General features: G+C 73.3%; 24 protein-coding genes. 18 read left to right on the plus strand and 6 right to left on the minus strand.

The annotated features are described in order from the left end of the window. Positions 1-168 precede the first annotated feature (168 nt). On the plus strand, positions 169-1020 hold the full coding sequence (locus tag OG715_RS17865) for a hypothetical protein (protein ID WP_266269785.1): 852 nt from the start codon (positions 169-171) through the stop codon (positions 1018-1020). Between the two features lie 251 nt (positions 1021-1271). Then, positions 1272-3044 (plus strand): acetyl/propionyl/methylcrotonyl-CoA carboxylase subunit alpha, encoded by a 1773-nt coding sequence (locus tag OG715_RS17870; RefSeq protein ID WP_266269786.1) that lies wholly within the window; start codon positions 1272-1274, stop codon positions 3042-3044. A 136-nt stretch (positions 3045-3180) separates the two neighbouring features. On the opposite strand, the gene OG715_RS17875 is transcribed toward OG715_RS17870, so the two are convergent. Both OG715_RS17875 and OG715_RS17880 read right to left on the minus strand, forming a co-directional pair. Beyond that, on the minus strand, positions 3181-4149 hold the full coding sequence (locus tag OG715_RS17875) for a DeoR/GlpR family DNA-binding transcription regulator (protein WP_407661116.1): 969 nt from the start codon (positions 4147-4149) through the stop codon (positions 3181-3183). Positions 4150-4385: 236 nt separating this feature from the next. After that, a complete protein-coding gene (locus OG715_RS17880) occupies positions 4386-5840 on the minus strand; it encodes an NAD(P)H-quinone dehydrogenase (RefSeq protein ID WP_266269789.1) in 1455 nt (484 codons plus the stop codon). Positions 5841-5918: 78 nt separating this feature from the next. Between OG715_RS17880 and OG715_RS17885 the strand changes: the two genes are divergently transcribed. The 3 genes from OG715_RS17885 (at position 5919) to OG715_RS17895 (ending at position 9334) form a co-directional block, all read left to right on the plus strand. Then, positions 5919-6356, plus strand: coding sequence for a gamma-glutamylcyclotransferase (locus tag OG715_RS17885; RefSeq protein WP_030393425.1), 438 nt, complete (start codon positions 5919-5921; stop codon positions 6354-6356). A 140-nt stretch (positions 6357-6496) separates the two neighbouring features. Beyond that, positions 6497-7318 carry a purine-nucleoside phosphorylase gene (locus OG715_RS17890; protein ID WP_266269790.1) on the plus strand — a complete coding sequence of 274 codons (822 nt, stop codon included), beginning with the start codon at positions 6497-6499 and terminating at the stop codon, positions 7316-7318. 315 nt (positions 7319-7633) lie between these two features. Continuing rightward, entirely contained in the window at positions 7634-9334 is a 1701-nt protein-coding gene (locus OG715_RS17895; RefSeq protein ID WP_266269791.1) for a phospho-sugar mutase, read from the plus strand. A 67-nt stretch (positions 9335-9401) separates the two neighbouring features. Here the strand turns inward: OG715_RS17895 and OG715_RS17900 are convergent, their stop codons facing one another. Then, a complete protein-coding gene (locus tag OG715_RS17900) occupies positions 9402-10085 on the minus strand; it encodes a PH domain-containing protein (RefSeq protein ID WP_266269792.1) in 684 nt (227 codons plus the stop codon). A gap of 151 nt (positions 10086-10236) precedes the next feature. On the opposite strand from OG715_RS17900, the gene deoC reads away from it, so the two are divergent. From deoC to OG715_RS17920, 4 genes are all read left to right on the plus strand, one after another. Beyond that, on the plus strand, positions 10237-11223 hold the full coding sequence (gene deoC, locus OG715_RS17905) for a deoxyribose-phosphate aldolase (protein ID WP_266269793.1): 987 nt from the start codon (positions 10237-10239) through the stop codon (positions 11221-11223). Between the two features lie 5 nt (positions 11224-11228). Next, a complete protein-coding gene (locus tag OG715_RS17910; RefSeq protein WP_030393420.1) occupies positions 11229-12743 on the plus strand; it encodes an aldehyde dehydrogenase family protein in 1515 nt (504 codons plus the stop codon). Beyond that, a complete protein-coding gene (locus OG715_RS17915; protein ID WP_266269794.1) occupies positions 12736-13638 on the plus strand; it encodes an aldehyde dehydrogenase family protein in 903 nt (300 codons plus the stop codon). Before OG715_RS17910 ends, OG715_RS17915 begins: the two co-directional genes overlap by 8 nt. Before the next feature lie 295 nt (positions 13639-13933). Further along, on the plus strand, positions 13934-14572 hold the full coding sequence (locus OG715_RS17920) for an ATP-binding protein (RefSeq protein WP_266269796.1): 639 nt from the start codon (positions 13934-13936) through the stop codon (positions 14570-14572). Between the two features lie 256 nt (positions 14573-14828). Here the strand turns inward: OG715_RS17920 and OG715_RS17925 are convergent, their stop codons facing one another. Then, entirely contained in the window at positions 14829-15521 is a 693-nt protein-coding gene (locus OG715_RS17925; RefSeq protein WP_407661117.1) for a SigE family RNA polymerase sigma factor, read from the minus strand. Positions 15522-16122: 601 nt separating this feature from the next. Between OG715_RS17925 and OG715_RS17930 the strand changes: the two genes are divergently transcribed. The 4 genes from OG715_RS17930 (at position 16123) to OG715_RS17945 (ending at position 19672) form a co-directional block, all read left to right on the plus strand. Then, on the plus strand, positions 16123-16800 hold the full coding sequence (locus OG715_RS17930) for a response regulator transcription factor (protein ID WP_045938110.1): 678 nt from the start codon (positions 16123-16125) through the stop codon (positions 16798-16800). Between the two features lie 89 nt (positions 16801-16889). Beyond that, entirely contained in the window at positions 16890-18398 is a 1509-nt protein-coding gene (locus tag OG715_RS17935; protein ID WP_266269797.1) for a sensor histidine kinase, read from the plus strand. Next, a complete protein-coding gene (locus tag OG715_RS17940) occupies positions 18395-18847 on the plus strand; it encodes a hypothetical protein (protein ID WP_266269798.1) in 453 nt (150 codons plus the stop codon). The genes OG715_RS17935 and OG715_RS17940 overlap by 4 nt, the downstream gene beginning before the upstream one ends. Before the next feature lie 165 nt (positions 18848-19012). Next, positions 19013-19672 carry a VanZ family protein gene (locus tag OG715_RS17945; RefSeq protein WP_266269799.1) on the plus strand — a complete coding sequence of 220 codons (660 nt, stop codon included), beginning with the start codon at positions 19013-19015 and terminating at the stop codon, positions 19670-19672. 56 nt (positions 19673-19728) lie between these two features. On the opposite strand, the gene OG715_RS17950 is transcribed toward OG715_RS17945, so the two are convergent. Beyond that, positions 19729-20376: a PhzF family phenazine biosynthesis protein gene (locus tag OG715_RS17950; protein ID WP_266269800.1), complete on the minus strand. Its 648-nt coding sequence runs from the start codon at positions 20374-20376 to the stop codon at positions 19729-19731. A 116-nt stretch (positions 20377-20492) separates the two neighbouring features. Then, positions 20493-22178, minus strand: coding sequence for a hypothetical protein (locus OG715_RS17955; protein WP_266269802.1), 1686 nt, complete (start codon positions 22176-22178; stop codon positions 20493-20495). 326 nt (positions 22179-22504) lie between these two features. Between OG715_RS17955 and OG715_RS17960 the strand changes: the two genes are divergently transcribed. The 5 genes from OG715_RS17960 to OG715_RS17980 all read left to right on the plus strand — a co-directional run bounded on the left by OG715_RS17960 (position 22505) and on the right by OG715_RS17980 (position 25775). Beyond that, positions 22505-23005 (plus strand): hypothetical protein, encoded by a 501-nt coding sequence (locus OG715_RS17960; RefSeq protein WP_266269803.1) that lies wholly within the window; start codon positions 22505-22507, stop codon positions 23003-23005. Between the two features lie 164 nt (positions 23006-23169). Next, entirely contained in the window at positions 23170-24045 is an 876-nt protein-coding gene (locus tag OG715_RS17965) for an FAD-dependent oxidoreductase (protein ID WP_266269804.1), read from the plus strand. Between the two features lie 169 nt (positions 24046-24214). Then, on the plus strand, positions 24215-24436 hold the full coding sequence (locus OG715_RS17970) for a hypothetical protein (protein WP_266269805.1): 222 nt from the start codon (positions 24215-24217) through the stop codon (positions 24434-24436). Continuing rightward, complete coding sequence (locus OG715_RS17975) at positions 24420-24935, plus strand: DUF6879 family protein (protein WP_266269806.1); 516 nt, start codon at positions 24420-24422, stop codon at positions 24933-24935. Before OG715_RS17970 ends, OG715_RS17975 begins: the two co-directional genes overlap by 17 nt. Continuing rightward, positions 24936-25775: a helix-turn-helix domain-containing protein gene (locus OG715_RS17980; protein ID WP_266269807.1), complete on the plus strand. Its 840-nt coding sequence runs from the start codon at positions 24936-24938 to the stop codon at positions 25773-25775. It begins immediately after the preceding gene. Positions 25776-26007: the final 232 nt, after the last annotated feature.

Here is a 26007-nt window from a genome sequence, read left to right on the forward strand (position 1 = left end):
TCCCGCGCGCCGGGAGTCGGCCACCGGAGCGCCGCCGGGGCGTCGCCCACGCGCCAAAGAGCGGCACAATTGTCGCCATCTGCCCCGCCGACAATCCGATGTGATGCACGCTAGAGGAGCGCCCGGACGGCGCCGACGCTCCAAACCGACGGGGGAGATGGCGAGCGGATGACCGACAGTCTGCTCAACGTCCTGCTGGGCCTGGTGGCCAGCGCGATCAGTGCCGTCCTCGGCTGGCTCGGCCAGAGCCTGCGCCGAAGACGCCGGCTGGAACGGACCAGGGAGTTCCTCGGCCTGCCCGCCGGCAGCGAGTGCCTGATCGTGGTCAACCGCAGCATCGGCACCGGCGCGCACCCCCGGACGGTCACCCGGCGCGACGCCTACGCGCTGATGGAACTGGCCGCCCTGGTGAAGGAGTGCGGCGCGCACACGGACCTGGTCGCGCACGACGCCGCCCCGCGCGGCCTCGGCGCCAAGACCGAGTTCTGCTTCGGCGGCCCCGTCTCCAACGAGCGGATGGCCGCCCACCTCGCCTGGGGCCTGCCGGGGGTCGTGATCTCGAACGACCAGGTGGTGCGGGACAACACCATCACCATCGGCGGCCGGTCGTACGCCGCCGACCTCCAAGCCGGGGAGTACGTCCTGCTCGCCCGGCTGGCCACGCCCGGGCACGGCCGCCCGGTCTTCCTGATCTCCGGCCAGACCGGCATCGCCAACCACGCCGGCGTCCGCCACCTGGTCGCCCACCACCGCCGGCTGGTCCGCCGGTACGGCACGGACGGCACCTTCGCCCTGCTGCTCAAGGTGGTCAACCCGGGCGCCTACGGCCCGGACGTGGTCGAGCAGGTCGCCGACGTCACCACCCTGGCCCTGGAGCGCGCACCGACGCCCCCGGGCGGTCCGGACAGCATCGCCGGAACCGCTCCCGGAAGCACGCCGGCGGTCGCACCCGCAACGGCACCCGCAACAGCACCCGCGCCGGCTCCCGGCCCGGCCCCCGCATCCGCCCCCACTCCTTGAACGGCACGCGCGCCGCCGGCAGGTGCCACCCGGCCCGCCGGACCCTCCGCGCCGCCACGCCGCCCCGTCACCGAGCGCAGTCGCCGCACCACCCAGGCCGTATGCGCCATCACCTGCACATACTCCCGTCGGGCCGCCCACCACCCGTCCGGGCGCATCACCCTCTGTGTGGGATAGTTCACAACCTGGGGCTACTCGCCGGTACTGCCCAGGAATCCATAAACTCAACGAGGTTCAAGAAGGGAGCCACAGTGCGCAAGGTGCTCATCGCCAACCGCGGGGAAATCGCTGTCCGCGTCGCCCGGGCCTGCTCGGACGCCGGTATCGCCAGCGTCGCCGTCTACGCCGAGCCGGACCGGGATGCGCTGCACGTCCGCGCGGCCGACGAGGCTTATGCGCTGGGCGGCGACACCCCCGGCACCAGCTACCTGGACATCGCCAAGGTCCTCCAGGCCGCCGCCGACTCGGGTGCGGACGCCGTCCACCCCGGCTACGGCTTCCTGTCGGAGAATGCCGAGTTCGCCCAGGCCGTCCTCGACGCGGGCCTCACCTGGATCGGCCCGCCGCCGCAGGCCATCCGCGACCTGGGTGACAAGGTGACCGCCCGGCACGTGGCGCAGCGCGCCGGTGCCCCGCTGGTCGCCGGTACGCCGGACCCGGTCTCGGGGGCCGAGGAGATCGTCGCCTTCGCCCAGGAGCACGGCCTGCCGGTCGCCATCAAGGCGGCCTTCGGCGGCGGCGGTCGCGGCCTCAAGGTCGCCCGCAACCTGGAGGAGATCCCGGAGCTGTACGACTCGGCGGTCCGGGAGGCGGTCGCCGCCTTCGGTCGCGGCGAGTGCTTCGTCGAGCGCTACCTGGACAACCCGCGGCACGTCGAGACCCAGTGCCTCGCGGACAAGCACGGCAACGTGGTGGTCGTGTCCACCCGTGACTGCTCGCTGCAGCGCCGGCACCAGAAGCTGGTCGAGGAGGCGCCCGCGCCGTTCCTGACCCCCGAGCAGAACGCCGAGCTGTACCGGGCGTCGAAGGCCATCCTCAAGGAGGCCGGCTACGAGGGCGCCGGGACCTGCGAGTTCCTCGTGGCGGTGGACGGCACGATCTCCTTCCTGGAGGTCAACACCCGTCTGCAGGTGGAGCACCCGGTCACCGAGGAGGTCACCGGGATCGACCTGGTCCGGGAGATGTTCCGGATCGCGGACGGCGAGGAGCTCGGTTACGGCGACCCGGAGGTGCGGGGTCACTCCTTCGAGTTCCGTATCAACGGCGAGGACCCGGGCCGCAACTTCCTGCCCGCGCCGGGCACGGTGACGCTGTTCGCGCCGCCGTCGGGCCCGGGCGTCCGGCTGGACTCGGGCGTGGAGACCGGTTCGGTCATCGGCCCCGCCTGGGACTCGCTGCTGGCCAAGCTGATCGTGTCCGGCCGGGACCGCAAGCAGGCGCTGGAGCGGGCGCGGCGTGCGCTGGCCGAGTTCAAGGTCGAGGGCATGGCGACGGCCATCCCGTTCCACCAGGCGGTCGTGACCGACCCGGCGTTCGCGCCGGAGGTGCACGGCAGCGAGGGGCCGTTCACGGTCTACACCCGGTGGATCGAGACGGACTTCGACAACACGATCCCCGCGTTCGCCGGTGCGGCCGGCGAGGGCGAGGAGGCGGAGGGCCGGGAGACCGTGGTCGTCGAGGTCGGCGGCAAGCGGATCGAGGTCTCGCTGCCGTCCTCGCTGGGCGTCGCCGCCGCTCCGGCGGCCGGTGCGGGGGCCGCGAAGGCCAAGCGCCGGGTCGGTGCCAAGAAGGCCGGTTCGGCGGTCAGCGGTGACACGCTGGCCTCGCCGATGCAGGGCACCATCGTGAAGGTCGCGGTGGAGGAGGGTCAGGTCGTCGCCGAGGGCGAGCTGATCGTCGTCCTGGAGGCGATGAAGATGGAGCAGCCGCTGAACGCGCACAAGGCGGGCACGGTCGTCGGCCTCAAGGCCGAGGTGGGTGCGAGCGTCTCCAGCGGCGCGGCGCTCTGCGAGATCAAGGACTGATTCCGGGCCCGATCGGGCACTGACAGGTCCGCCGCCGGTCCGTACACCCTCGGGTGTGCGGACCGGTCACGTTTTCGGCGGCCGTGCGGTGGTGCGCGGTGCGGTGAGCCGGGCCGGCGGCCCCGCCCCGCGGGCCTCAACGCCCGCGCGGCAGGCCCAGTTCGGCGAGTCTGACCGGCAGCGGTCCACCGGGACCGCCCGGACCGCCGGGACCGCCGTGGGTGCCGGGCCGCCGCTGGCCGGGCAGCGGGGCCCCGCCGGGCGGCGCCGCGCTGCGGCGGACCAGCGGGCCGGGCTGGGTCTGGTGGACGGGGCCGCTGCCGGTGCCGTGGACCGGGGCGTCCCCGGACGGCGGGGCACCGAGCGGGGCGAGGTCGATCTGCACCCCGCAGTCGGCGAGCGCGTCCAGTTCACGGGCGGTGGCGTCGTCCGCGGTGGCGTGCTCGTCGGTGACCAGCCGGGTGATGGTCTCGGTGGGGACGGTCTGGAACATGGTGTCCGCGCCGAGCTTGGTGTGGTCGGCGAGGATGATCACCTCGGCGGCCGACTGCACCAGTGCCCGGTCCACGCTCGCGGAGAGCATGTTCGTCGTCGAGAGCCCGCGTTCGGCGGTGAGCCCGCTGCCCGAGACGAAGGCCTTGGTGACCCGCAGCCCGTGCAGCGACTGCTCGGCACCGCTGCCGACCAGGGCGTAGTTGGAACCGCGCAGGGTGCCGCCGGTCATCACCACCTCGACCCGGTTGGCGTGCGCCAACGCCTGGGCGACGAGGAGGGAGTTGGTGACCACCGTCAGCCCGGGCACCCGGGCGAGTCGGCGGGCGAGTTCCTGGGTGGTGGTGCCTGCGCCGACCACCACGGCGTCGCCTTCCTCCACCAGTCCGGCGGCGAGATCGGCGATGGCGCTCTTCTCGGCGGCGGAGAGGTGGGTCTTCTGCGGATAGCCGGGTTCGCGGCTGAAGCCGCCGGGGAGCACCGCGCCGCCGTGCCGGCGGTCGAGGAGCCCTTCTGCCTCCAGTGCCCGTACGTCGCGGCGCACGGTCACTTCGGAGGTCTGGACGACGCGGGCCAACTCCCGGAGCGAGACGGCTCCGTTGGCGCGCACCATTTCGAGGATCAACTGGCGACGTTCTGCTGCAAACACAGAACCGACGGTAACCTGCGTGACCGTCTGCTTTCAGGCGTTTGCTGCTAGTAGCGGGAATTGCTCACGCCCGAGCGGCGCGTGACCGTACAATTCGCGCCGCCGGTACGCCGGGGCTGCGCCCGCCGTCCGGGTGACGCCCCCGGACGCGCGAAGGGCGGCCGCCGAACGGCGACCGCCCTCAACTGGGCGCCGGAGGCTCAGGATTCGCCGGCGTCGCGCTTGCGGATGTGGAGCTGGCGGGCGGCCTCGGCGGTGGAGCCGGAGACCGACGGGTAGACGGTGAAGGCGCTGGCCACCTGTTCGACCGTCAGATTGGCGTCCACCGCGAGCGCGATCGGGTGGATCAGTTCGCTGGCCCGCGGGGCGACGACCACGCCGCCGACCACGATGCCGGTGCCGGGGCGGCAGAAGAGCTTCACGAAGCCGTCCCGGATGCCCTGCATCTTGGCGCGCGGGTTGCCGCGCAGCGGGAGCTTGACCTCGACCGCGTCCATCTTGCCGCACTTCACGTCGGCCGCGGTGTAGCCGACGGTGGCGATCTCGGGGTCGGTGAAGACGTTGGAGGCCACGGTCTTGAGGTTCAGCGGCTGCACCGCGTCGCCGAGCGCGTGGTACATCGCGATCCGGCCCTGCATGGCGGCGACCGAGGCGAGCATGAAGACGCCGGTGCAGTCGCCGGCCGCGTACACGCCGGGGGCGGAGGTGCGCGACACCCGGTCGACCTGGATCTGGCCCCAGTCGTTGAGCTTGACCCCGGCCTCCTCCAGGCCCATCTCCGCGGTGTTCGGGATCGAGCCGACCGCCATCAGGCAGTGGGTGCCCTCGATCACCGTGCCGTCGGAGAGGGTGACCTCGACCGTGTCGCCGATCCGCTTGACCGTTTCGGCGCGGGAGCGGCTCATGACGTTCATGCCGCGGCGGCGGAAGACCTCTTCCAGCACCTCGGCGGCGTCCGGGTCCTCGCCCGGCAGCACCCGGTCGCGCGAGGAGACCAGGGTGACCCGGGAGCCCAGCGCCTGGTAGGCACCGGCGAACTCGGCGCCGGTGACGCCGGAGCCGACCACGATCAGCTCGCGCGGCAGCTCCTCCAGGTCGTACACCTGGGTCCAGGTCAGGATCCGCTCGCCGTCCGGCTGGGCGTCCGGGAGCTCGCGCGGGTGGGCGCCGGTGGCGATCAGCACCGCGTCGGCGCGCACGGACTGCACGCTGCCGTCGGGGGCGTCGACCAGCACCTCGCGGGAGCCGTCCGCGGCCTGCCCGCCGGTGCCCAGCCGGCCCCGGCCGCGCAGCACGGTGACGCCCGCCCGGGTGACGGACTGGGTGATGTCGTGGGACTGCGCGATCGCCAGCCGCTTCACCCGGCGGTTGACCTTGCCGAGGTCGACACCGACCACCCGGGCCGGGCTGTCGATGTGCGGGGTGTCGTCGGCGACGATGATGCCGAGCTCCTCGTACGAGCTGTCGAAGGTCGTCATCACCTCCGCCGTCGCGATCAGCGTCTTCGACGGCACGCAGTCCGTGAGCACCGCCGATCCGCCCAGGCCGTCGCGGTCGACGACGGTCACCTCCGCGCCGAGCTGGGCCGCGACGAGCGCCGCCTCGTAGCCGCCTGGTCCGCCACCGATGATCACGATCCGAGTCACGTCACCCATTGTCCCGCACGCCGGGAGCACTGCCACGCCGGGGTCGGGGCTTCTGTCGGATCGGCCGGTGAACGTAGGCTTCGCCCCATGCCCCTTTACGCCGCGTATGCCACCAACCTCGATGCCCGGCAGATGACCCGCCGCGCCCCGCACTCGCCACTGCGCGGCACGGGCTGGCTGTCCGGCTGGCGGCTGACCTTCGGCGGCGAGCACCTCGGCTGGGAGGGTTCGCTGGCCACCGTGGTGGAGGACGAGAAGGACCAGGTCTTCGTCTCGCTGTACGACGTGTCGCCGATGGACGAGGAGGGGCTGGACCGCTGGGAGGGCGTCCAGCTCGGGATCTACCGCAAGACCCGGCTCCGGGCGCAGACCCTGGACGGCGACGTGCCGGTCTGGACGTACGTGCTGAACGACTACGAGGGCGGCCTGCCGGCGGCCCGCTACCTGGGCCTGATCGCGGACGCGGCGGAGAGCGCCGGCGCCCCCGACGACTACGTGCTGGACCTGCGCCGCCGTCCCTGCTGAGACCTCTTTGGAGATTGCTCCGGGTCGCGGCGCGTTTCCGCCGCCCCGGAGCTGTACGTTCACGCCATCCGGGTAACGATCCGGCACGTCGTACCAGGATTTTCTACGCGCGTAGCCATTTCCCGTCTATCCTCGGACGTGTGAACGCATCTCCTCAGTCGGTCGTCTCCGCCGACCCCTACGCCGCCGCCCAGGCCGCCGCCGAGCGCCTGCGCGAGCTGACCGGTGCCGAGCGCCACGACGTCGCCCTGGTGATGGGCTCCGGCTGGGTGCCGGCCGCCGACGCCCTCGGCGAGACCGTGGCTGAGTTCCCGGTCACCGACCTCCCGGGCTTCCCCGCCGCCGCCGTGGCCGGTCACGCCGGCACGATCCGCTCGGTGCGGATCGGCGAGAAGCGGGCCCTGATCTTTCTGGGCCGCAACCACTACTACGAGGGCCACGGGGTCGCCACCGTCGTCCACGGCGTGCGCACCGCCGCCGCGGCCGGCTGCGGGACCATCGTGCTGACCAACGGCTGCGGCGGTCTGCGCCCGACCTGGGTCCCCGGCCAGCCGGTCCTGATCAGCGACCACATCAACCTGACGGCGGACTCCCCGATCGTCGGCGCGAACTTCGTCGACCTCACCGACCTCTACTCCAAGCGGCTGCGCGAGCTCTGCCGCGAGGTGGACCCGACCCTCGACGAGGCCGTCTACGTCCAGTTCCGCGGCCCGCACTACGAGACCCCGGCCGAGGTCAACATGGCCCGGGTGATCGGCGGCGAGCTGGTCGGCATGTCGACCACGCTGGAGGCCATCGCGGCCCGCGAGGCCGGCGCCGAGGTGCTGGGCATCTCCCTGGTCACCAACCTGGCGGCCGGCATGACCGGCGAGCCGCTCAACCACGCCGAGGTGCTGGAGGCCGGCAAGGCCTCCGCCGAGCGGATGGGCGCGCTGCTGGCCAAGGTCCTCGAGCGGATCTGACGCCGGGCGACAGCGGCATGAGCGACGGGGCCCGCGGACGGGCGTGATCCGGTGATCACAGCCGCCCGCGGGCCCCGTCCGCGTGCCCGGGCCCGACACGCCGCCGCCCGGGGGCGCCGGACACCGCCTCCCGCCGCCGGCACGCCGTACGTTTCGTCCCGCACCTCCCTGCCCCGCCCCGTGCCTCCCGCACCGCCCGTACGACCGGCACCGCCCCGTACGACCGGCACCGCCCGACCCGCCGGGCCCGGTCCGGCCCGGTCCGGAGCCACCTCCCGGCCGACCACCGACGCACTTCCCGATGGAGCTGCAGCCATGACGCAGGCAACCACCACCGACCTCCTCGCCCGGGCCCGTACCTGGCTCGCCGAGGACCCGGACCCGCAGACCCGCGAGGAGCTCGCCGCGCTGCTCGCCGACGCCGAGACCCCGGACGCCGACGCCAACGCCAAGCTCGCCTGGTCCGAGCTGGCCGACCGCTTCGCCGACCGCCTCCAGTTCGGCACCGCCGGCCTGCGCGGCGAGCTCGGCGCCGGCCCGATGCGGATGAACCGCGCCGTGGTGATCCGGGCCGCCGCCGGCCTGGTCGCGTACGTCAAGCGGCAGGGCCTCGGCGACCTCGTCGTGATCGGCTACGACGCCCGCCACAAGTCCTACGACTTCGCCCGCGACACCGCCGCCGTGGTGGTCGGCGCCGGCCTGCGCGCGCTGCTGTTCCCGCGCCCGCTGCCCACCCCGGTGCTCGCCTTCGCGGTCCGCCACCTCGGCGCCGCCGCCGGTGTGACCGTCACCGCCAGCCACAACCCGCCGCAGGACAACGGCTACAAGGTCTACCTGGGCGACGGCTCGCAGATCGTGCCCCCGGCGGACGCCGGCATCGCCGCCGAGATCGACGCGATCGGCTCGCTGACCGAGGTCCCGCTCGCCGCGGACGGCTGGGAGACGGTGGACGAGTCCGTCGTCGAGGCCTACCTCGACCGCGCCGCGTCGATCGTCGACCCGCACAGCGCGCGGGAGCTCGACATCGTCTACACCCCGATGCACGGCGTCGGGCGCGACACCTTCCTCGCCGCCGTGGACCGGGCCGGCTTCCCCGCCCCCACCGTGGTCGCCGAGCAGGCCGAGCCGGACCCGGACTTCCCGACCGTCGCCTTCCCCAACCCGGAGGAGCCGGGGGCGATGGACCTCGCCTTCCGCACCGCCGCCGAGGCCCGCCCGGACATCGTCATCGCCAACGACCCGGACGCCGACCGCTGCGCGGTGGCCGTCCCGGCCGACGGCGGGGACGGCTGGCGGATGCTGCGCGGCGACGAGGTCGGCGCGCTGCTGGGCGCCGCGCTGGTCTCCAAGCGGGCCGTCGGCACCTTCGCCACCACCATCGTCTCCTCCACCCTGCTCGGCCGGATCGCCGAGGCCGCCGGGCTCGGCTACGCCGAGACCCTCACCGGCTTCAAGTGGATCTCCCGCGCCGGGGGCCTGCGCTACGGCTACGAGGAGGCGCTCGGCTACTGCGTCGACCCGGAGGGCGTGCGCGACAAGGACGGCATCACGGCCGCCCTGCTGGTCGCCGAGCTCGCCGCCACCCTCAAGCGCTCCGGCCGCACCCTGACCGACCTGCTGGACGACCTGGCGCTGGAGCACGGCCTGCACGCCACCGACCAGCTGTCCGTCCGGGTCGAGGACCTCTCGGTCATCGCCGACGCCATGCGCACCCTGCGCGAGCGGCCGCCGACGACCCTGGCCGGGCTCACCGTGGCCCGCGCCGACGACCTCGCCGCCGGGTCCGCCGAGCTGCCGCCGACCGACGGCCTGCGCTACTACCTGGCGGGCGACGCCGTCCGCTCGGCGCGGATCGTGGTCCGCCCCTCGGGCACCGAGCCCAAGCTGAAGTGCTACCTGGAGGTCGTCCTCCCGGTCGCCTCGGCCGCCGACCTCGCGGACACCCGCGCCCGGGCCGCCGAGCTGCTCGCCACCGTCAAGCGGGACCTCGCGGCCGCCGCCGGCATCGACGGCTGACGCCCCCGGGAACGACGGAGGGCCCGCCGGCAGTGCCGGCGGGCCCTCCTCGTGCGCCAGGGGTCGGTCAGACCGCGATCACGGTGATCAGGGCGATCAGGCCGGCCACGGTGGGGGCGATGATCCACCAGCACCAGCGGACCTCGATCGGCCCGGCCGCGTCGGGGCGGGAGGCGTTGCGCTCGGCCATGTCCTGGAGAACGCCGACCACCTGGTCGGACCAGGCCCGGTTCGGGTCCGTGGAGCCCTGGACCCCGACCCCGGACGGCGTCCCGCCCGCACCGAAGACCATGCCGAGACGGGAGCTGTGCGTCTGCCCGCCGCGCTCGCGGGCCCGGGCGGCGCGCTTGCGCTGGCGCAGCGACACCGGCACCGCCCACACCTGGTACTTCTTGCCCTCGGCGAGCAGTTCGACCGAGTACCCGGCGCGCAGCGCGTCCACGGCGGCCCAGGGCGCGATGATCGTGCGCAGCGGGTTGCGGACGACCAGGCGGCGCTCGTCGGCCCGGACGGCCGGGCGCAGGGTGTAGGCGATCACCGGGAGGACGAACACCGGGACGGCGGCCAGCGACACCCACGGCGTCTTGCCGCTGCCGTTGAGGGCCGCGTCCCCGATCAGCCAGGCCGCGACGGCCAGCAACAGCACCCCGGAGATCACGCCGGGAACGGAGCGGTACACGCGTTCGGCGTACACGGGCTCCCCATCGGAACCGGCCGGGCCCGGTCGGGGCCCGCCGTGGGATTCGGTCATGTCGACGATTCTGCCCCATGGCCCGCGCGATCCACAGGGGTGACGGTTGGGGTTCCCGGGGCGCGGAGACGGCGCGGAGATCTCGGTCCGGCATCGATGCGTGGCGCCCCTGGCGGTTGACTACGCGCGTAGATATGCTGGTGTGGTGACTATGTCCACTCTTGCAGCCAATGCCCCCGGCGTCGCGGGCAGCGGTCTCGAGGACGTCGCGGCGTCCGAGGCCTCGCTCCGTCGCTTCCTGCACGGCCTGCCCGGTGTCGACCAGGTCGGCCTGGAGGCGCGTGCCGCCACGCTCGGTACTCGCTCGATCAAGACCACGGCCAAGGCGTACGCCATCGACCTGGCCATCTCGATGATCGACCTGACCACGCTGGAAGGCGCGGACACGGTCGGCAAGGTGCGCGCTCTGTGCACCAAGGGCAGGACCCCCGATCCCACCGACCCGACCACCCCCCGCGTCGCGGCGATCTGTGTCTACCCGGACATGGTCGCCACCGCGAAGGCGGCGCTCCGGGGCACCGACATCCAGGTCGCCTCCGTCGCCACCGCCTTCCCCGCCGGGCGCGCCGCGCTCCCGGTCAAGCTCGCCGACACCGCCGACGCGGTCGCCGCCGGCGCCGACGAGATCGACATGGTGATCGACCGGGGCGCGTTCCTCTCCGGCCGCTACCTGGACGTCTACAACGAGATCGTCGCCGTCAAGGAGGCCTGCCGCCGCCCCGACGGCAGCTCCGCCCACCTCAAGGTGATCTTCGAGACCGGCGAGCTGCAGACGTACGACAACGTGCGCCGCGTCTCCTGGCTGGCGATGCTGGCCGGCGCCGACTTCATCAAGACCTCGACCGGCAAGGTCGCCGTCAACGCGACCCCGCCGGTCACCCTGCTGATGCTGGAGGCGGTCCGCGACTTCCGCGCGGCCACCGGCGTCCAGGTCGGCGTGAAGCCCGCCGGCGGGATCAAGACCACCAAGGACGCGATGAAGTACCTGGTGATGGTCAACGAGACCCTCGGCGACGACTGGCTGAGCCCGCACTGGTTCCGCTTCGGCGCCTCCAGCCTGCTCAACGACCTGCTGATGCAGCGCCAGAAGCTGACCACCGGACGGTACTCCGGTCCCGACTACGTGACGGTGGACTGAGAATCATGGCCAAGAACACCAAGAAGACCGAAGCGCCCGCGGCCGCGCCGCAGGCCCCGGCCGAGCCGGCCGGCAAGCCGGCGGGCGGCCTCTTCGGCTACGCCCCGGCCCCCGAGTCGCCCGCCGCGGCCGGCGACATCGCCAGCTCCTACGGCCACTTCATCGGCGGCCAGTTCGTCGACTCCTCCGGCAGCGAGGCGCTGAAGACGGTCAACCCGGCCACCGAGCAGGTGCTCGCCGAGTTCGCCCGGGGCACCGCCGAGGACGTGGACCGCGCGGTCGCCGCCGCCCGGGCCGCCTTCACCGACTGGTCGGCGCTGCCGGGCAGCGAGCGCGCCAAGTACCTGTTCCGGATCGCCCGGATCATCCAGGAGCGCAGCCGCGAGCTGGCCGTGCTGGAGTCGATCGACAACGGCAAGCCGATCCGCGAGACCCGCGACGTCGACCTGCCGCTGGTCGCCGCCCACTTCTTCTACTACGCGGGCTGGGCCGACAAGCTGGACTTCGCCGGCTACGGTCCGAACCCGAAGCCGCTGGGCGTGGCCGGCCAGGTCATCCCGTGGAACTTCCCGCTGCTGATGCTGGCGTGGAAGATCGCCCCGGCGCTGGCCACCGGCAACACGGTCGTGCTGAAGCCGGCCGAGACCACCCCGCTGACCGCGCTGCGCTTCGCCGAGATCTGCCGCCAGGCGGGCCTGCCGAAGGGCGTCGTCAACATCGTCACCGGCGACGGCAGCACGGGTGCGGCGCTCACCGCGCACCCGGACGTCAACAAGGTCGCGTTCACCGGCTCCACCCCGGTCGGCCGGGCGATCGCCAAGCAGGTCGCCGGGACCCGCAAGAAGCTCTCGCTGGAGCTCGGCGGCAAGGCCGCCAACATCGTCTTCGACGACGCGCCGATCGACCAGGCCGTCGAGGGCATCGTCAACGGCATCTTCTTCAACCAGGGCCACGTCTGCTGCGCGGGTTCGCGCCTGCTGGTCCAGGAGTCGGTCCAGGACGAGCTGCTGGACGCGCTGAAGCGCCGGATGGGCACCCTGCGGGTCGGCGACCCGCTGGACAAGAACACCGACATCGGCGCGATCAACTCCGCCGAGCAGCTGGCCCGGATCACCGCGCTGACCGACGCCGGCGAGGCCGAGGGCGCCGAGCGCTGGTCGCCCGCGTGCGAGCTGCCGGGCACCGGCTTCTGGTTCCGGCCGACGCTGTTCACCGGCGTCAGCCAGGCCCACCGGATCGCCCAGGAGGAGATCTTCGGCCCGGTGCTGTCGGTGCTGACCTTCCGCACCCCCGACGAGGCGGTCGCGAAGGCCAACAACACCCCGTACGGCCTCTCCGCCGGCATCTGGACGGAGAAGGGCTCGCGCATCCTCTGGACGGCCAGCAGGCTCCGGGCCGGCGTCGTCTGGGCCAACACCTTCAACAAGTTCGACCCGACCTCGCCGTTCGGCGGCTACAAGGAGTCGGGCTACGGCCGCGAGGGTGGCCGGCACGGTCTGGAGGCCTACCTCGATGTCTGATGTCGTGAGCCGTCTTGATGTCCTCAAGACCTACAAGCTGTACGTCGGCGGGAAGTTCCCGCGCTCCGAGAGCGGACGGGTGTACGAGGTGACGGACGCCAAGGGCGAGTGGCTGGCCAACGCGCCGCTCGGCACCCGCAAGGACGCCCGCGACGCGGTCGTCGCCGCCCGCGCGGCGGTCAAGGGCTGGTCCGGCACCACCGCGTACAACCGCGGCCAGGTGCTGTACCGGGTCGCCGAGATGCTGCAGGGCCGGCGGGAGCAGTTCGCCGCCGAGGTGGCGCTCTCCGAGGGCGTCGGCGCGAAGAAGGCCGCCGCCCTGGTGGACGCCGCGATCGACCGCTGGGTCTGGTACGCGGGCTGGACCGACAAGGTGGCGCAGATCGCGGGCGGCGCCAACCCGGTCGCCGGTCCGTACTTCAACCTCTCCACCCCGGAGCCGACCGGCGTGGTCGGGATCGTCGCGCCGCAGGCCGGCTACGGTCACTCGCTGCTCGGTCTGGTCTCGGTGATCGCCCCGGCCGTCGCCACGGGCAACACCGTGGTGGTGGCGGCCGCGGCCGACGCGCCGCTGCCCGCCCTGTCCCTGGGCGAGGTGCTCGCCACCTCGGACGTCCCGGGCGGCGTGGTCAACATCCTGTCCGGCCGGACCGCCGACATCGCGCCGACCCTGGCCTCGCACCAGGACGTCAACGCGCTGGACCTGACCGGCGCGATCGCCGCCGACGGTCCCGGCGCGGCGGGCGGCCTGGAGGCCCTGGCCGCGGATACCCTGAAGCGAGTGATCCGGCCGGTACCGGACCCGTTCGCCCAGGACTGGACCGGTGCTCCCGGAACGGACCGGCTACTCTCGTTCCTGGAGACGAAAACGGTCTGGCACCCGATGGGTATCTGACCTACGGCCCCTCGGAGCTGCTACGCTCCGTGACCGCGAGTCGGTGACAACTCCACAGACTGGCCGTCCCCCGTGCCCTCACCCCCCCAGGGCCCGGACGGTCACAGGACGGACCCGCGCCTCTCCCCCCCTGGCGCGGGTCCGTCGTACTTCCCGGGGCCGCCCCTTTCCCCGGGCCCGTCCTTCCCCGTCCTTCCCGGGTCCTGCTTGCCGGACCGGCTTTCCCGGGCCGTCCTTCCCGGGGCCCGTCGACAGGGTTTCGGCATCGGGCCCCGATGCGTCAGACTGGTGTCCCGTGAGTGACTCCCCGCTGAACCCTGTGTCGATAGCCCCTGCCCGGGTGGTCCTGCTCTCCGGGCCCTCCGGCTCCGGGAAGTCTTCGCTCGCCGAGCGCAGCGGCCTGCCCGTGCTCCAGCTCGACGACTTCTACAAGGACGGCGACGACCCCAGCCTGCCCCTGCTGCCCGACGGGGCGGTGGACTGGGACTCCCCGCTGTCCTGGCACCGCGACCAGGCCGTGGCGGCCATCCGCGCCCTGTGCGGCACGGGCAGGGCCGAGGTGCCGGTGTACTCGATCCCGGCCAACGGCCGGGTCGACACCAGGGTGCTGGAGCTCGACGGAGCCACCGCGTTCGTCGCCGAGGGCATCTTCGCGGCCGAGATCACCTCCGACTGCGCCGCCGCGGAGGTGCTGGGCGACGCGCTGTGCCTGCGCAACGGCGCGCTCACGACCGCCTGGTGGCGGCTGCGCCGGGACGTCCGCGAGGGCCGCAAGTCGCTGCCCGTGCTGCTGCGGCGCGGCTGGCGGCTGATGCGGGCCGAACGGGGCATCGTCGGCCGCCAGGTGGCCCTGGGGGCGCGTCCGTGCGCCGGGCCCGAGGCCGAGCGGCGGATCCGCGCGGCGGCCCGGGCCGGGGAGCTCTCGGCGGTCTGAACGGCGGTACGGAGCACCGGCCCGGAACGGCGGTACGGAGCACCGGCCCTCACGGTCGCCCCGGGCGGGTGCGCCGGGCGGGTGCTCCGGGCAACGCGGAACGGCGGGCCCGGTGCGTCTCCCCCGCACCGGGCCCGCCGCCTTCCCCGGACGGTCACGGCTCCCCCCCTGCGCCGCCGCTCCCCCGAGTCGGCGCCGCCTGGTCCGCATCCGTCCTGCTACCCGTCCCCCGACGGGAGTCCCTGTCCTGGTCGCGTTACGCGACCAGCTCGCCGAACGCCCGGATCGTGTCGCCCGAGGTGTTCAGGTGCTCGTCGTCGCGCAGCCGGCGCAGCGCGCGCCAGATGCTGCTCTTGACGGTGCCGACGCTGATGCCGAGCACGTCGGCGATCTCCGGGTCGGTCTTGCCCTCGTAGTAGCGGAGCACCAGCATGGTCCGCTGGTTCTCCGGCAGCTTGGCCAGCGCCTGCCAGAGCACGGCGCGCAGCTCGGTGCCGCCCATCGCGTCGGTGTCGCCGACCGTCTCCGGCAGCTCCTCGGTCGGGTACTCGTTGACCTTGCGGCGCCGCCAGGCGGAGATGTGCAGGTTGGTCATGGTGCGGCGGAGGTAGCCCCCCACCGCGGCCTTGTCGGTGATCCGGCCCCAGGCCCGGTAGGTGCTGAAGAGCGCGCTCTGCAGCAGGTCCTCGGCCTCGTAGCGGTCGCCGGTGAGGTGGTAGGCGGTGGCGTAGAGGGAGGCGCGGCGCTCACGCACGTACACGGTGAACTCCGTGATGTGGTCCTCCGCGACCGCCGGGCGCTCCCCCTGCGCCGCGGTGAACGCCGCCCCGCCCGCCGTCTGCCCGGTGGTGCGGGCCGCTGCGGGGTTCAGCCGCAGCAGCGTCGCACCGGCGGCCTCGCGGCCGGCCGACTCCCCCGAGTCGGCCTTCCGCAGGCCCGTTCCCCCGATACCCCGGTTCCCCGCCGGGGTTTCCGTGCCCTCGACGCGGACGGGGAGGATCCCCCGCAGCGTCAAGGTCGCGGCGGAATCGGCCGTGTTCCCCCGGTGGCCGATCCCGTGCAACTCCCCCGTCCTGCCGCCGCCGCTCACCCGGCGGGCGACAGTGCTTCCACCGGTGCTGTGGGCGCATCCCCGTGCGATCACGGCACCGGAGGTCTCCTCCGCCCCGCTCTCGAACCGGCTCCGGTGGGCGGTCGCTGACGAACGCGCGGTCAGGACGGCCGGGTTGGTCCGGGTCTGAAGCGTGGCGTTCATCGTGCGCCCCCTCTGGATCGGTTCGAGCGGTTCCGTTGCCGCCGTCCAGTGGGCCGATTGGCCCGCTGTCCTGCGGCGACATGGAAAATCCTGCCCGCCGGTTGTGATGGCGCTGTCCGTCGACTGTCACAGGGCTGTCACAGGGCCGGGGCTTTCGTCCCGTGCGCCGTCCCGCCGTTGACGGACGCCGGTAGCGGGCGTTCCGGTTCCCGGCCGCGCGGCGGACGGGGCGGGTGCGGCCCCCGGGCGGACAGTGGGGGGTGATTCGCCGCTCTGGGTGGGCCAGAATGAGGCCGTGCCATTCCTCCTTCTGATCGAGGACGACGACGCCATCCGCACCGGCCTCGAACTCGCCCTCACCCGCCAGGGCCACCGCGTGGCCACCGCCGCGTCCGGCGAGGACGGCCTGAGGCTCTTCAAGGAGCAGCGGCCGGACCTCATCGTGCTGGACGTCATGCTGCCCGGAATCGACGGCTTCGAAGTGTGCCGCCGGATCCGCCGCACCGACCAATTGCCGATCGTCCTGCTGACGGCCAGGTCCGACGACATCGACGTCGTGGTCGGCCTGGAGTCGGGCGCGGACGACTACGTCGTGAAGCCCGTCCAGCCCCGCGTCCTGGACGCCCGGATCCGGGCCGTGCTGCGGCGCGGCGAACGGGAGAGCTCGGACTCGTCCGTGTACGGGACCGTGGTGATCGACCGGGCGGCGATGACGGTCACCAAGGACGGCGCGGACCTCCAGCTCACCCCGACCGAGCTGCGGCTGCTGCTGGAGCTCAGCCGGCGGCCCGGGCAGGCGCTGTCCCGGCAGCAACTGCTGCGCCTGGTCTGGGAGCACGACTACCTGGGCGACTCCCGGCTGGTGGACGCCTGTGTGCAGCGGTTGCGGGCCAAGGTCGAGGACGTGCCCTCGGCGCCGACGCTGATCCGCACGGTGCGCGGGGTCGGCTACCGGCTGGACCCCCCGGCGTGACCGGCCCGGCCCACGTGACCGCCCACCTCCGTCCGGCGCCGGCGATATCCCGCCGCGCGCACTGACCGCCTCCGCAACGACAGGCTCCTGTGACTGACCAACAGACGACGGCCCGGTTCTCCTCCGGCCCGTGGCGCCGGCTGCGCTCGCTGCGCGTGCGGCTGATCGCGGTGTTCGCCGCGGTCGCGCTGACCACCGCCGTCTCGGCGTCCGGCATCGCGTACTGGCTCAACCGCGACGCGGTGCTCAAGCGGGCCCAGGACACCGCGCTCAACGACTTCCGGGTCTCGCTCAGCCGCAACGTGTCGAACCTGCCGCTGAACGCCACCTGCGAGGACCTGAACGCGCTCGCGAGCACCGTCGCCAGCTCCGGCCTCAGTTACGACGTCGTGGTGGCCGATCCGGCGCTGCCGAACTGCGTCGCCTCGTCCAGCTCGGCGCAGTACACGATCGCCAGTGTGCCGACCGCGCTGCGGACCGCGGTCGGCAAGCCGCGCGAGCTCACCGAGTCCAACCCGTACACCTACCACCTGTACTGGCAGCGGCAGAACCTCGACGGGCGGCCGTTCGTCATCGGCGGCACCAAGGTGGTGACGACCGGCCCGACCGCGTACATGTTCAAGTCGCTGGAGAACGAGCGGGCGGACCTGAACACGCTCGGCTGGTCGCTGGCGATCGCCACCCTGCTGGCGCTGATCGGCTCGGCGCTGCTGGCGCAGGCCGCGTCGGCGACGGTGCTGCGGCCGGTCAAGCGGCTGGGCGACGCGGCCCGGCGGCTCGGCGAGGGCCATCTGGACACTCGGCTGGAGGTCGAGGGCTCGGACGAACTCGCCGACCTGGCGCGGACCTTCAACCGGACCGCGGAGTCGCTGCACGGGCAGGTCGAGGAGCTGAGCGCGCGCGAGGCGCAGAGCCGGCGGTTCGTCGCCGACATGTCGCACGAGCTGCGCACCCCGCTGACCGCGATGACCGCCGTGACGGACATCCTGGAGGACGAGGCGGAGTCGCTGGACCCGATGATCGAACCGGCCGTGCGCCTGGTGGTCAGCGAGACCCGGCGGCTCTCCGACCTGGTGGAGAACCTCATGGAGGTGACCCGCTTCGACGCCGGCACCGCCAAGCTCGTCGCCGACGAGGTGGACATAGCCGACCTGATCATGTCCTGCATCGACGGCCGGGCCTGGTACGACGCCGTCGAGCTGGACGCCCCGCGCGGCATCCTGGCGGTGGTCGACCCGCGCCGGCTGGACGTCGTCTTCGCCAACCTGATCGGCAACGCGCTCAAGCACGGCGGTTCGCCGGTGCGGGTGCGGGTGCGCGAGGAGGGGGACACGGTGGTCGTCGCGGTGTCGGACAGCGGTCCCGGCATCCCGGAGGACGTGCTGCCGCACGTCTTCGACCGCTTCTACAAGGCCGACAAGGGGCGGGCGCGCTCGGAGGGCAGCGGTCTGGGCCTGTCCATCGCGATGGCCAACGCGCAGATCCACGGGGGGTCCATCACGGCCGCGAACGGCGAGGTGGGGGCGGTGTTCACGCTGACCCTGCCGCTGACCCAGCCGCCGCCGGCCGACGACACCGCCGAGGAGAGTGCCCGGTGACCCGAGGAACGAGCCCGCTGCGGCGCCCGCTCGCCGCCGCCGCGCTGGTGGGGCTGGCCGTGCTGGCCGCCGGCTGCGGCATCCGTCCGACGGCCGTCCCGGTCGACGCGGGCGCGCCGGCCAGCCGGACCGCCTGTCCGACAGTGGCGCGGATACCGACGGCCCCGGGCACACCTTCCGGGGCGGTCGGCGGGCCGCCGCAGGCTGCGGCGGCGCACGGCACGCCGACGCCCACCGCGCCCGCGGCCGCCGCCGCGCCGGTGCCCACCCAGGTGCCCACCACCCCGGTGCGCCCGGCCCCGACGAGCGGCTCACCGGCCGCGTCGCCCTCGCCCTCGCCCTCGGTGGTGTCGCCGACGGCCTCGGCCGCGCCGACGGGTCCGGCCGACAACGTGTTCGGCGCGCTGCCGTCGCCCTCCGCCCCGACCACGGCGCCGCCCTGCCGGTAGGAGCGGTCGCCGGGCGGGTTCACCCGGCGGTCACGCCGGGGGCGAGCACCAGCCCCCGGCGTGCGACGCAAACTTCGCACCGGGGGTGGAACCGTCGCGCCGCCGGAACACGTCCTTCCTCCCGTGCAGCGAGATGGCACCACGACACGCGGGGAGCGTGCCGACGTGCGGACCGAGACCGGACGGGCGACGGCCGTCCAGCACTACCGGAGTCGACTACGGGCGGTGGGACGGTTCGGCCTCGCCCTCCACCTGCTGCTGCTGGGCTGGCTGGTGCTGAGACCACTGCCGGTGGCCTGGGTCTACGACGCCAACCTGACGCCACTGGCCTCGCTCCGCTTCTCCTCCGCAGGTCAGCTGCTCGGCGAGCTGCTGCTGCCCGCCCCACTCGGTGTCCTGCTCCCGCTCGCCGGGGGCCGGCTCGGGACCCCCTGGCTCCCGTCCTTCCTGCGCACCACCGGCGCCTCGGCCCTGCTGGCCACCGCACTGGAGTTCCTCTCCTCGTGGGCGCCCGGGCACGTGCTCAACGTCGACCACATACTGCTCGCCGTCGTCGGCGTCGCGGCCACCCACCTCGCCCTGGTCCCCGTCGGCCGGGTGCTGCTCCTGCGGCGCGAGGCGGACTCCCTCGGCCCGCTCGGCCCGCTCGACCACGCGTCGCAGCCCGAACCGGAACCGGTTCCGGCTCCTGTTCCGGCTCCGGACAGCGTGCCCACCGCTGCGGCGAACCGGCCCAGGGCCGCCGCCGTCCCGGCCGCGAACGCCGGGCGGAAGGCCGAACCGCTGCTCAGCCTCGGCTCGCCGGGCCCCGCCCGACGGGGCTGACCCCCGCCCGGACGGTGTTGTCGGTCCGGGCTACCGGTCCGCGCTGTCGGTCCGCGTCATCCGTCCGCGTGGCGGACCCGGCCGCCGACCTCGACCAGTCCCTCCCCGGGGATCCCTGTGACGAGCTGCGAGCCGAGCCCCTGGGTGATCGTCAGCCCCCGGCCCAGCTCGGCCGTCAGCAGGAGCGCGGCCGCGCCGGTCGCCTCGTCCTCGTCGATGCCGTCGCCCCGGCCGGGGAAGGCCCGGGCGCGGACCGTGCCCGCCGCCTCGTCCTGCCAGGCCCAGGCATAGATCCACTCACCGGGCGGCGGCACCGCCAGTCCGTCGACCTCGGCCGCCGTCGCGTACCGGCGGAGCGTGCGCGGCGGCGCCCAGGCGGCCGGAGCCGCGACCCGGGTGAACTCGCCGTCGTGCCGCACCCCGACCACGCCCGCAGCGGTGACCAGCCGGTCCACCCCCAGCAGCCAGGCGGCGCCGACGCACGGGTGGCCGGCGAAGGGGAGGCGCAGGGTCGGGGTCCAGATGTCGATCGCGCCGCTCTCCGGGTCGTCGACGAACACCGTCTCGCTGAAGCCGAGCCGCCGGGCGATCGCCTGCCGGTCCGCCTCGGCGGGCACGGCCGCGCCGTCCCGGACGACGCCCAGCGCGTTCCCGTGCATACCGTCCGGGCCGCAGAACACGTACAGCACCTCGTGGTCGGCCATGCCTCGGTCGCTCCTGTCGGGTCGGGCCCGCGCGGCACTCGCGCGGGCCATGGGTCACGCGCCCGTCCGGGCTGTCCGGGCTGTCCGGGCTGTCCGGGCTGTCCGGGCTGTCCGGCTCAGCGTGCGGCAGGGCCGGTGGGACCGGTGGCCGGACCGGCCGCCGGACCCGGCGCGGGCCGGACGGCCGGAGCCGCCCCCGACCTCGGCGCCGTACCGCCCGCGGCCGGGCGCGGGCCCGGTCCCGCCGCCGGACCCCCGGCGGGGAGCGGCGTCCGGACACCGGCCGGACGGGTCCGCTGGCGCCGGTGGGCCACCACCAGGGTGCCGATGCCCATCGCGATCGAGGTGGCGCCGGTGATCGCCATCGGGGTGTTGGTGGACGAGCCGCCGGTCGAGGCGAGGTCCACGGAGGGCACCGGGGGCGCCGCCACGGTCACCGTGACCGCCGGAGCGGGGACGGCCGCCGTGCCCGGCGGCGTCTGGGTGACTTCCGAGACCGGGACGGCCGCCGGTGTGCCGCTCGGGTCCGCCGACGGCGTGACCGCCGCCAGTCCGACCCCGGGCGCGGTGGGGGCGGGCGCGGGCGGTTCGGCAGCCGGGGGCGCGGCCGGGGCCGACGGCGAGCCGCCGGCCTCGGCGGGCGGGGCGCTCGGCACGGCGGACGGGGCGGGGGCGGCCACGGTGATGTCGACCGCCGAGCCGGCGGCGGGCACCCCCGTGCCGGTCCCGGCCGTCGGGAGGCTGTTCCCGGTCGGCAGCAGCGACAGCACTCCGGCCGGGGCGTCCTGGGCGAAGGCCAGCCGCACGTTCAGCGTCCGGGACTCGCCGTCGCGCAGCCGTACCAGCGAGGCTTCCTTGTCGCCCGTGCGCAGCGTCAGCGTCAGCCGCCCGGACCCGCCCTGGCCGCCGGACCCGCCCTGACCACCGTCCACGGCCGGCAGCCATTCGCCGTCGGGCGCCCGGAACTCCAGCCTGACCGCCTCGGCGGCGGGCAGGTTCTTTCCCCGGAAGGTCAGTTCGGGCAGGAAGACGACGTCCTTGCCGCTGCGGTTGGTGAGCGTCAGCCGGAACGGCTTCGGCTCGCCGCCCGCGGTGAAGGAGCCGGGCACCGCGTCCAGGCCGAGGTAGGGCACGCCGGGCGCGGGGGCGGTCGTCGGCGTCCCGGTGGGGCCGTCTGCGGTGACCGTGAACTCCCGCTGCGGGCTCGCCGCTTCGGTGATCCGGCTCTCCGGCGGCAGGGTCGGGTCGGCGACCACCGCCCTGAACCCGGCGGTGGCCCGGCCGGTGGGCGCGTCGGCGGTGACGGCCAGCCGCAGCCGGTACGTCGCGGAGGCACCGGCGGGCAGGCTCAGCCGGGTGGCGAAGGTGTCGAGGTTCCAGGTGGCACCGGTGCTGGCGCCGGGGATGAGGGTGGCGGGCTTCCACGAAGCCCCGCCGGGGGACTGGTGGCCGAGCGTGAGCTGGTTCTCGCGGATCCCGGCATCGACGTTCGCGACGACGAAGCCGGTGGTGACGTCGACCGCGTGGTCGGCGGAGTTGCTCAGCGTGGCGGTGAACTCCGCGGCCGGACCACCAGCGGTCAGGGTGCCGGGGAAACCCGCGACGGTGACCGTCACCGGGCTGCGCCGCGCAGGGGTCCCGATCGGCCCCGGGGTGCCCGCCCCGGCGGGGGCGCCGAGGAGCGCACCGCTGCCCCCGGAGCGCGACAGCGCGGCCGCACCGGGGGCGGCGGTCAGGGCCACGCCCGAGACCAGGGTGGCAGCGGCGGCGAGGGCCAGGGATCTGCGGTGCTGAATACGCACGGGGGACCTCTTGGAAGAAAGGCGGGCGAACCCGACGAACCCGGCAGCAGGGCGGTTCCGCCGAGGTGGGAGGCCGCACCGGGACTCTCACCCGGGTCGCTGCTTCGCCCCCCAACCACCAGCGACGGGCGCATCATATCCGAACGCACGGACGCTTCCTGAGCGTTTTTCAAGGGGTGGAAGGGAGGTTCGCCGGGCGGATTCGGCGATGACACCGTGATGAAATCGTGAGGACGGATGTCATCGCACTCCAGTACTGTCCCCACTCGTCCCCCGGCGGCCGCCCGTTCGCGTCCGCCCGAGCCCGGCAACAACAGGAACCACTCGTGAACCTCGACTTCGACGTCGACCCGCTCTTCTCCTGGTACGTCGTCCTGCTGGCCTTCAGCGGCATCGCCCTGCTGGTCATCGGCGCCATCAACGTCGGCGGCCTGAAGGTCGGCTGGCGCGCCCTCAACGTGCTCGTCGGCCTCGGCTTCACCGGCTATGCGTACTACCTGGCCTTCGTCTTCGAGGGCGGCACCTACGCGATCTTCTTCAAGGCGTTCATCCTGCCGGTGCTGCTGATCATCAACGCGGTGAAGGCCGCGGTCACGCGCTCCCAGGCCCCGGCCGCGCCCGCCGCCCCGCCGTTCCAGCCGAACGCGCAGTACCCGCCGCAGGGCGGCCAGTACCCCCAGCCGAACGCGCAGTACCCGCCGCAGGGTGGCCAGTACCCGCCGCAGGGTGCGCCGTACCAGCAGCCCTCGCCGTACCAGGCCGCCGCCCCGACTGCCCCGGCCGCTCCCGCCGCCCCGTACCAGCCGCCGGCCCCGCCGCAGGGCTGATCCCCGTACCAGCCGCCGGCCCCGCCGCAGGGCTGATCCCCGTACCGGCCGGCGCCCCTCACCAGGGCGCCGGCCGGTCCCTTTCCCCTTCGCGGTCCGCACTACGCTGCGCGATACGGGCGCGACCGCGCGTCGGTCGCCGACGACAGAGGGGTGTTCGGACCGTGGTGACGTACGACCTGGTGATCGTGGGCGGCGGGCCTGCGGGCTGTGCGGCGGCGGTGATGGCGGCGAGCGTCGGACTGCGGTCGGCCCTGGTCGAGCGACGCGAACCCGGCGCCACCCTGCGGCGCGTCCCGGCCGTGAACAATGTGCTCGGCTTCGCGACCGGCACCGCCTTCGCGGACGCGGTCGCGGCGGACGTCCGGCGGGTCGCCGACTCCTGCGACCTCCTGCTCGGCACCCCGGCGACCGAACTGCACGCCGACGACGAGGGCGTGACCGTCCACCTCGCCGCTTCGGGGGCCACCGTGCGCGGCCGGTACGCGATCGTCGCCACCGGCGTCCGCGCGGCCAGGCCGGACGAGGCCGCCTGGCTCACCTCCGCCGTCGAGGCGCCGCCGCCGCTCTGGGAGGCGGACGCTGTGCTCCTGGCCGGCCGCCGCACCCTCGTCCTCGGCGCCGACCGCCCCCTCGGCACCCTGCTGCGCGCCCACCCCGATGTCGCGCTCGACTTGGTGGTCCCGCACCCGCCCGGCGACGCCTACAAGGCCGAAGAGGTCCGCGACGATCCGCGGGTCACCCTGCTGGAGACCGAGACCCTGGATCTCCACCGCTCCCCCGAAGGCCATGTCACGGCGGGTGAGTTGGGCACCTTCGCGCCCAGCATGGTCTTCGTGAACCTGGGCGTCCGCCCCGCCGCTCTGCCCGGCACCCTGGTCCGGGGCGAGGACGGCTACTGCCCACCCGACCGCCAGCACCCCAGGATTCTCACGGCCGGCGACCTGCGATCGGCCCGAGGCCAGCGCATCATGACCGCCACCGGCTCCGGCGCCGACGCTGCACTGAAGGCCTACTACGCGCTGCGTTTGACCGGTTGAGCGTGCAGTCGCCGTGGAGCAGGAAGTCGATGGGGTCGACTTCCTGCTCCGGCCAAGATCTTTAGGCAAGAACGGGAATAGCCGCCTCATCGGATGGTCACCACCCGGCCACGGCGCGTAACGTCGCTCTCGATCTGTTCAACCAGGCACACCTACAAGGGGGTTCACCATGACCGCCAAGCCGGGGTTGATCCGCCTCACACGTGGCGACAGCGGCGAGGGATCGGGCGAGTGCGGATCGGACGACTGCCCCAACGTCTACGCGACCGGCCACGGTTCGTTCGTGGTCCAGGGCAGCACGTTCACAGGTTTCCGCGCACCCGACGGGGAGTCACTTGTCGAAATCCCCGAGGAGATCCTGCGGGAGGCGTTCCGTGTTCTTGGATGGTGACGCCTGGCGGACGTACTTCGACGCCATGGAGTACGACGCCTGGCGCCTGGAGACCTTCGCCGTCTACACGATGCCGCAGGAGGAGGAAGGACTCCGTCGCTTCCTGGCCGGCGAGCCCCTGACGGCCGAGGCAACCGCAGCCTGGACGGCACGTGTCCGGGGATACCGGGACACGGGTCGGCGTATCGGCCGGGTCCATGTGCTGACGCGCCCCCTGACGGACTACCTGCGCTACGAGTTCGCGCACTACCGTCACAACGTCGAGGCCGGGGAGGACGTCCGGATCCTCGACCTCACCGACCGCCCGAACCCCGGCCTGCCCAACCAGGACTTCTGGCTCTTCGACGACCACCGTACGGTGCTGATGGACTACCGCCCGGACGGCACCCAGATCGGCCGCCGGATCCACGACGGCGACGCCGCCCCCTACTCCGCCTGGAAACAGCTGGCGATCGCCGAGTCCGTTCCTTTCCTGGAGTACCTGAAGGATCATGGGTGAGTGACCTTCGCCCCTGAGCAACTGGACCGGTCGAAGGCCGAGCTGGCCCGGTTGCTCCGCGATCTCCGTAAGCGAGCCGGTCTCAGTGGAGACCGGCTCGCTCGGCGTTGCGGTCTGTCCCAGAGCACGATCAGCAAGATCGAAACCGGGCGGAAAATCCCACGCCTCACCGAGGTGGAATCAATTCTTCGCGCACTCGGAGTAGCGCCGGGAGCAGCCGAGGAAATCATGTCCCTCGCGAGGGTCGCGAACACCGAATGGCAGGGCGTCCGCGCATCCTTGCGTCGCGGACTGGAAAAGCGGCAGACGGAACTGGCCGCACTGGAGGCCTCGGCGACCGTTTTCCGCTACTTCCTGCCCGCGATGGTCACGGGCCTGCTCGCGACACCCGAGTACGTGCGGGCCGGACTTGCACATTCTCCCGGAGACACCGCGTCGGTCGTCGCGCGGAAGCTGGAACGACAGGCGGTGCTGTACGACACGGCCAAGTCGTTCACCTTCCTGCTCACAGAGCAGGCCGTCCGGTGGGCAGTAGTGCCGCCCATCGCAATGTCGGTACAGGTCGAACGTCTGGTCGCGCTCTCCCGGCTGCCGAACGTGCGGATCGGAATCGTCCCGAACGGCGTGGTGGCAGGTCGGGGACCCATGAACACCTTCACCGTCTACGGTGAGCATCTGGCAACCGTGGAGACGTTCACCGGAAGAATAGTCTTCCGCGACTCCCGGGACATCTCCGAGCATCTCGCCATCTTCGCCCTGTACGAGGGAATGGCAATGTTCGACACTTCTTCCGAGACTTTCCTGTCCGCTGTCGCCGCCGACTTCAGGAGCAAGGTTTAGTCGGTAACGGGAATTCTCTTGAAATCTCCGAGGAGGCGCTCCTAGCGTGATCCGAAGGACTTTCCAACGAGAGGATCCCGGCATGAGCACCCCCTTCCCCGGCCCCGGCCCGACGCCGCCCGAGCCCGGCACCAACCCCGCACCCAAGCCCGGCAAAGCCTGACCCGATCGGACGGAGGACAACAACATGGGCGAGCACGGCGACGGCCAGGACGGGAAGACCGGAGATCAG

Source organism: Kitasatospora purpeofusca (assembly GCF_036010405.1).
GTDB classification, from domain to species: domain Bacteria; phylum Actinomycetota; class Actinomycetes; order Streptomycetales; family Streptomycetaceae; genus Kitasatospora; species Kitasatospora purpeofusca.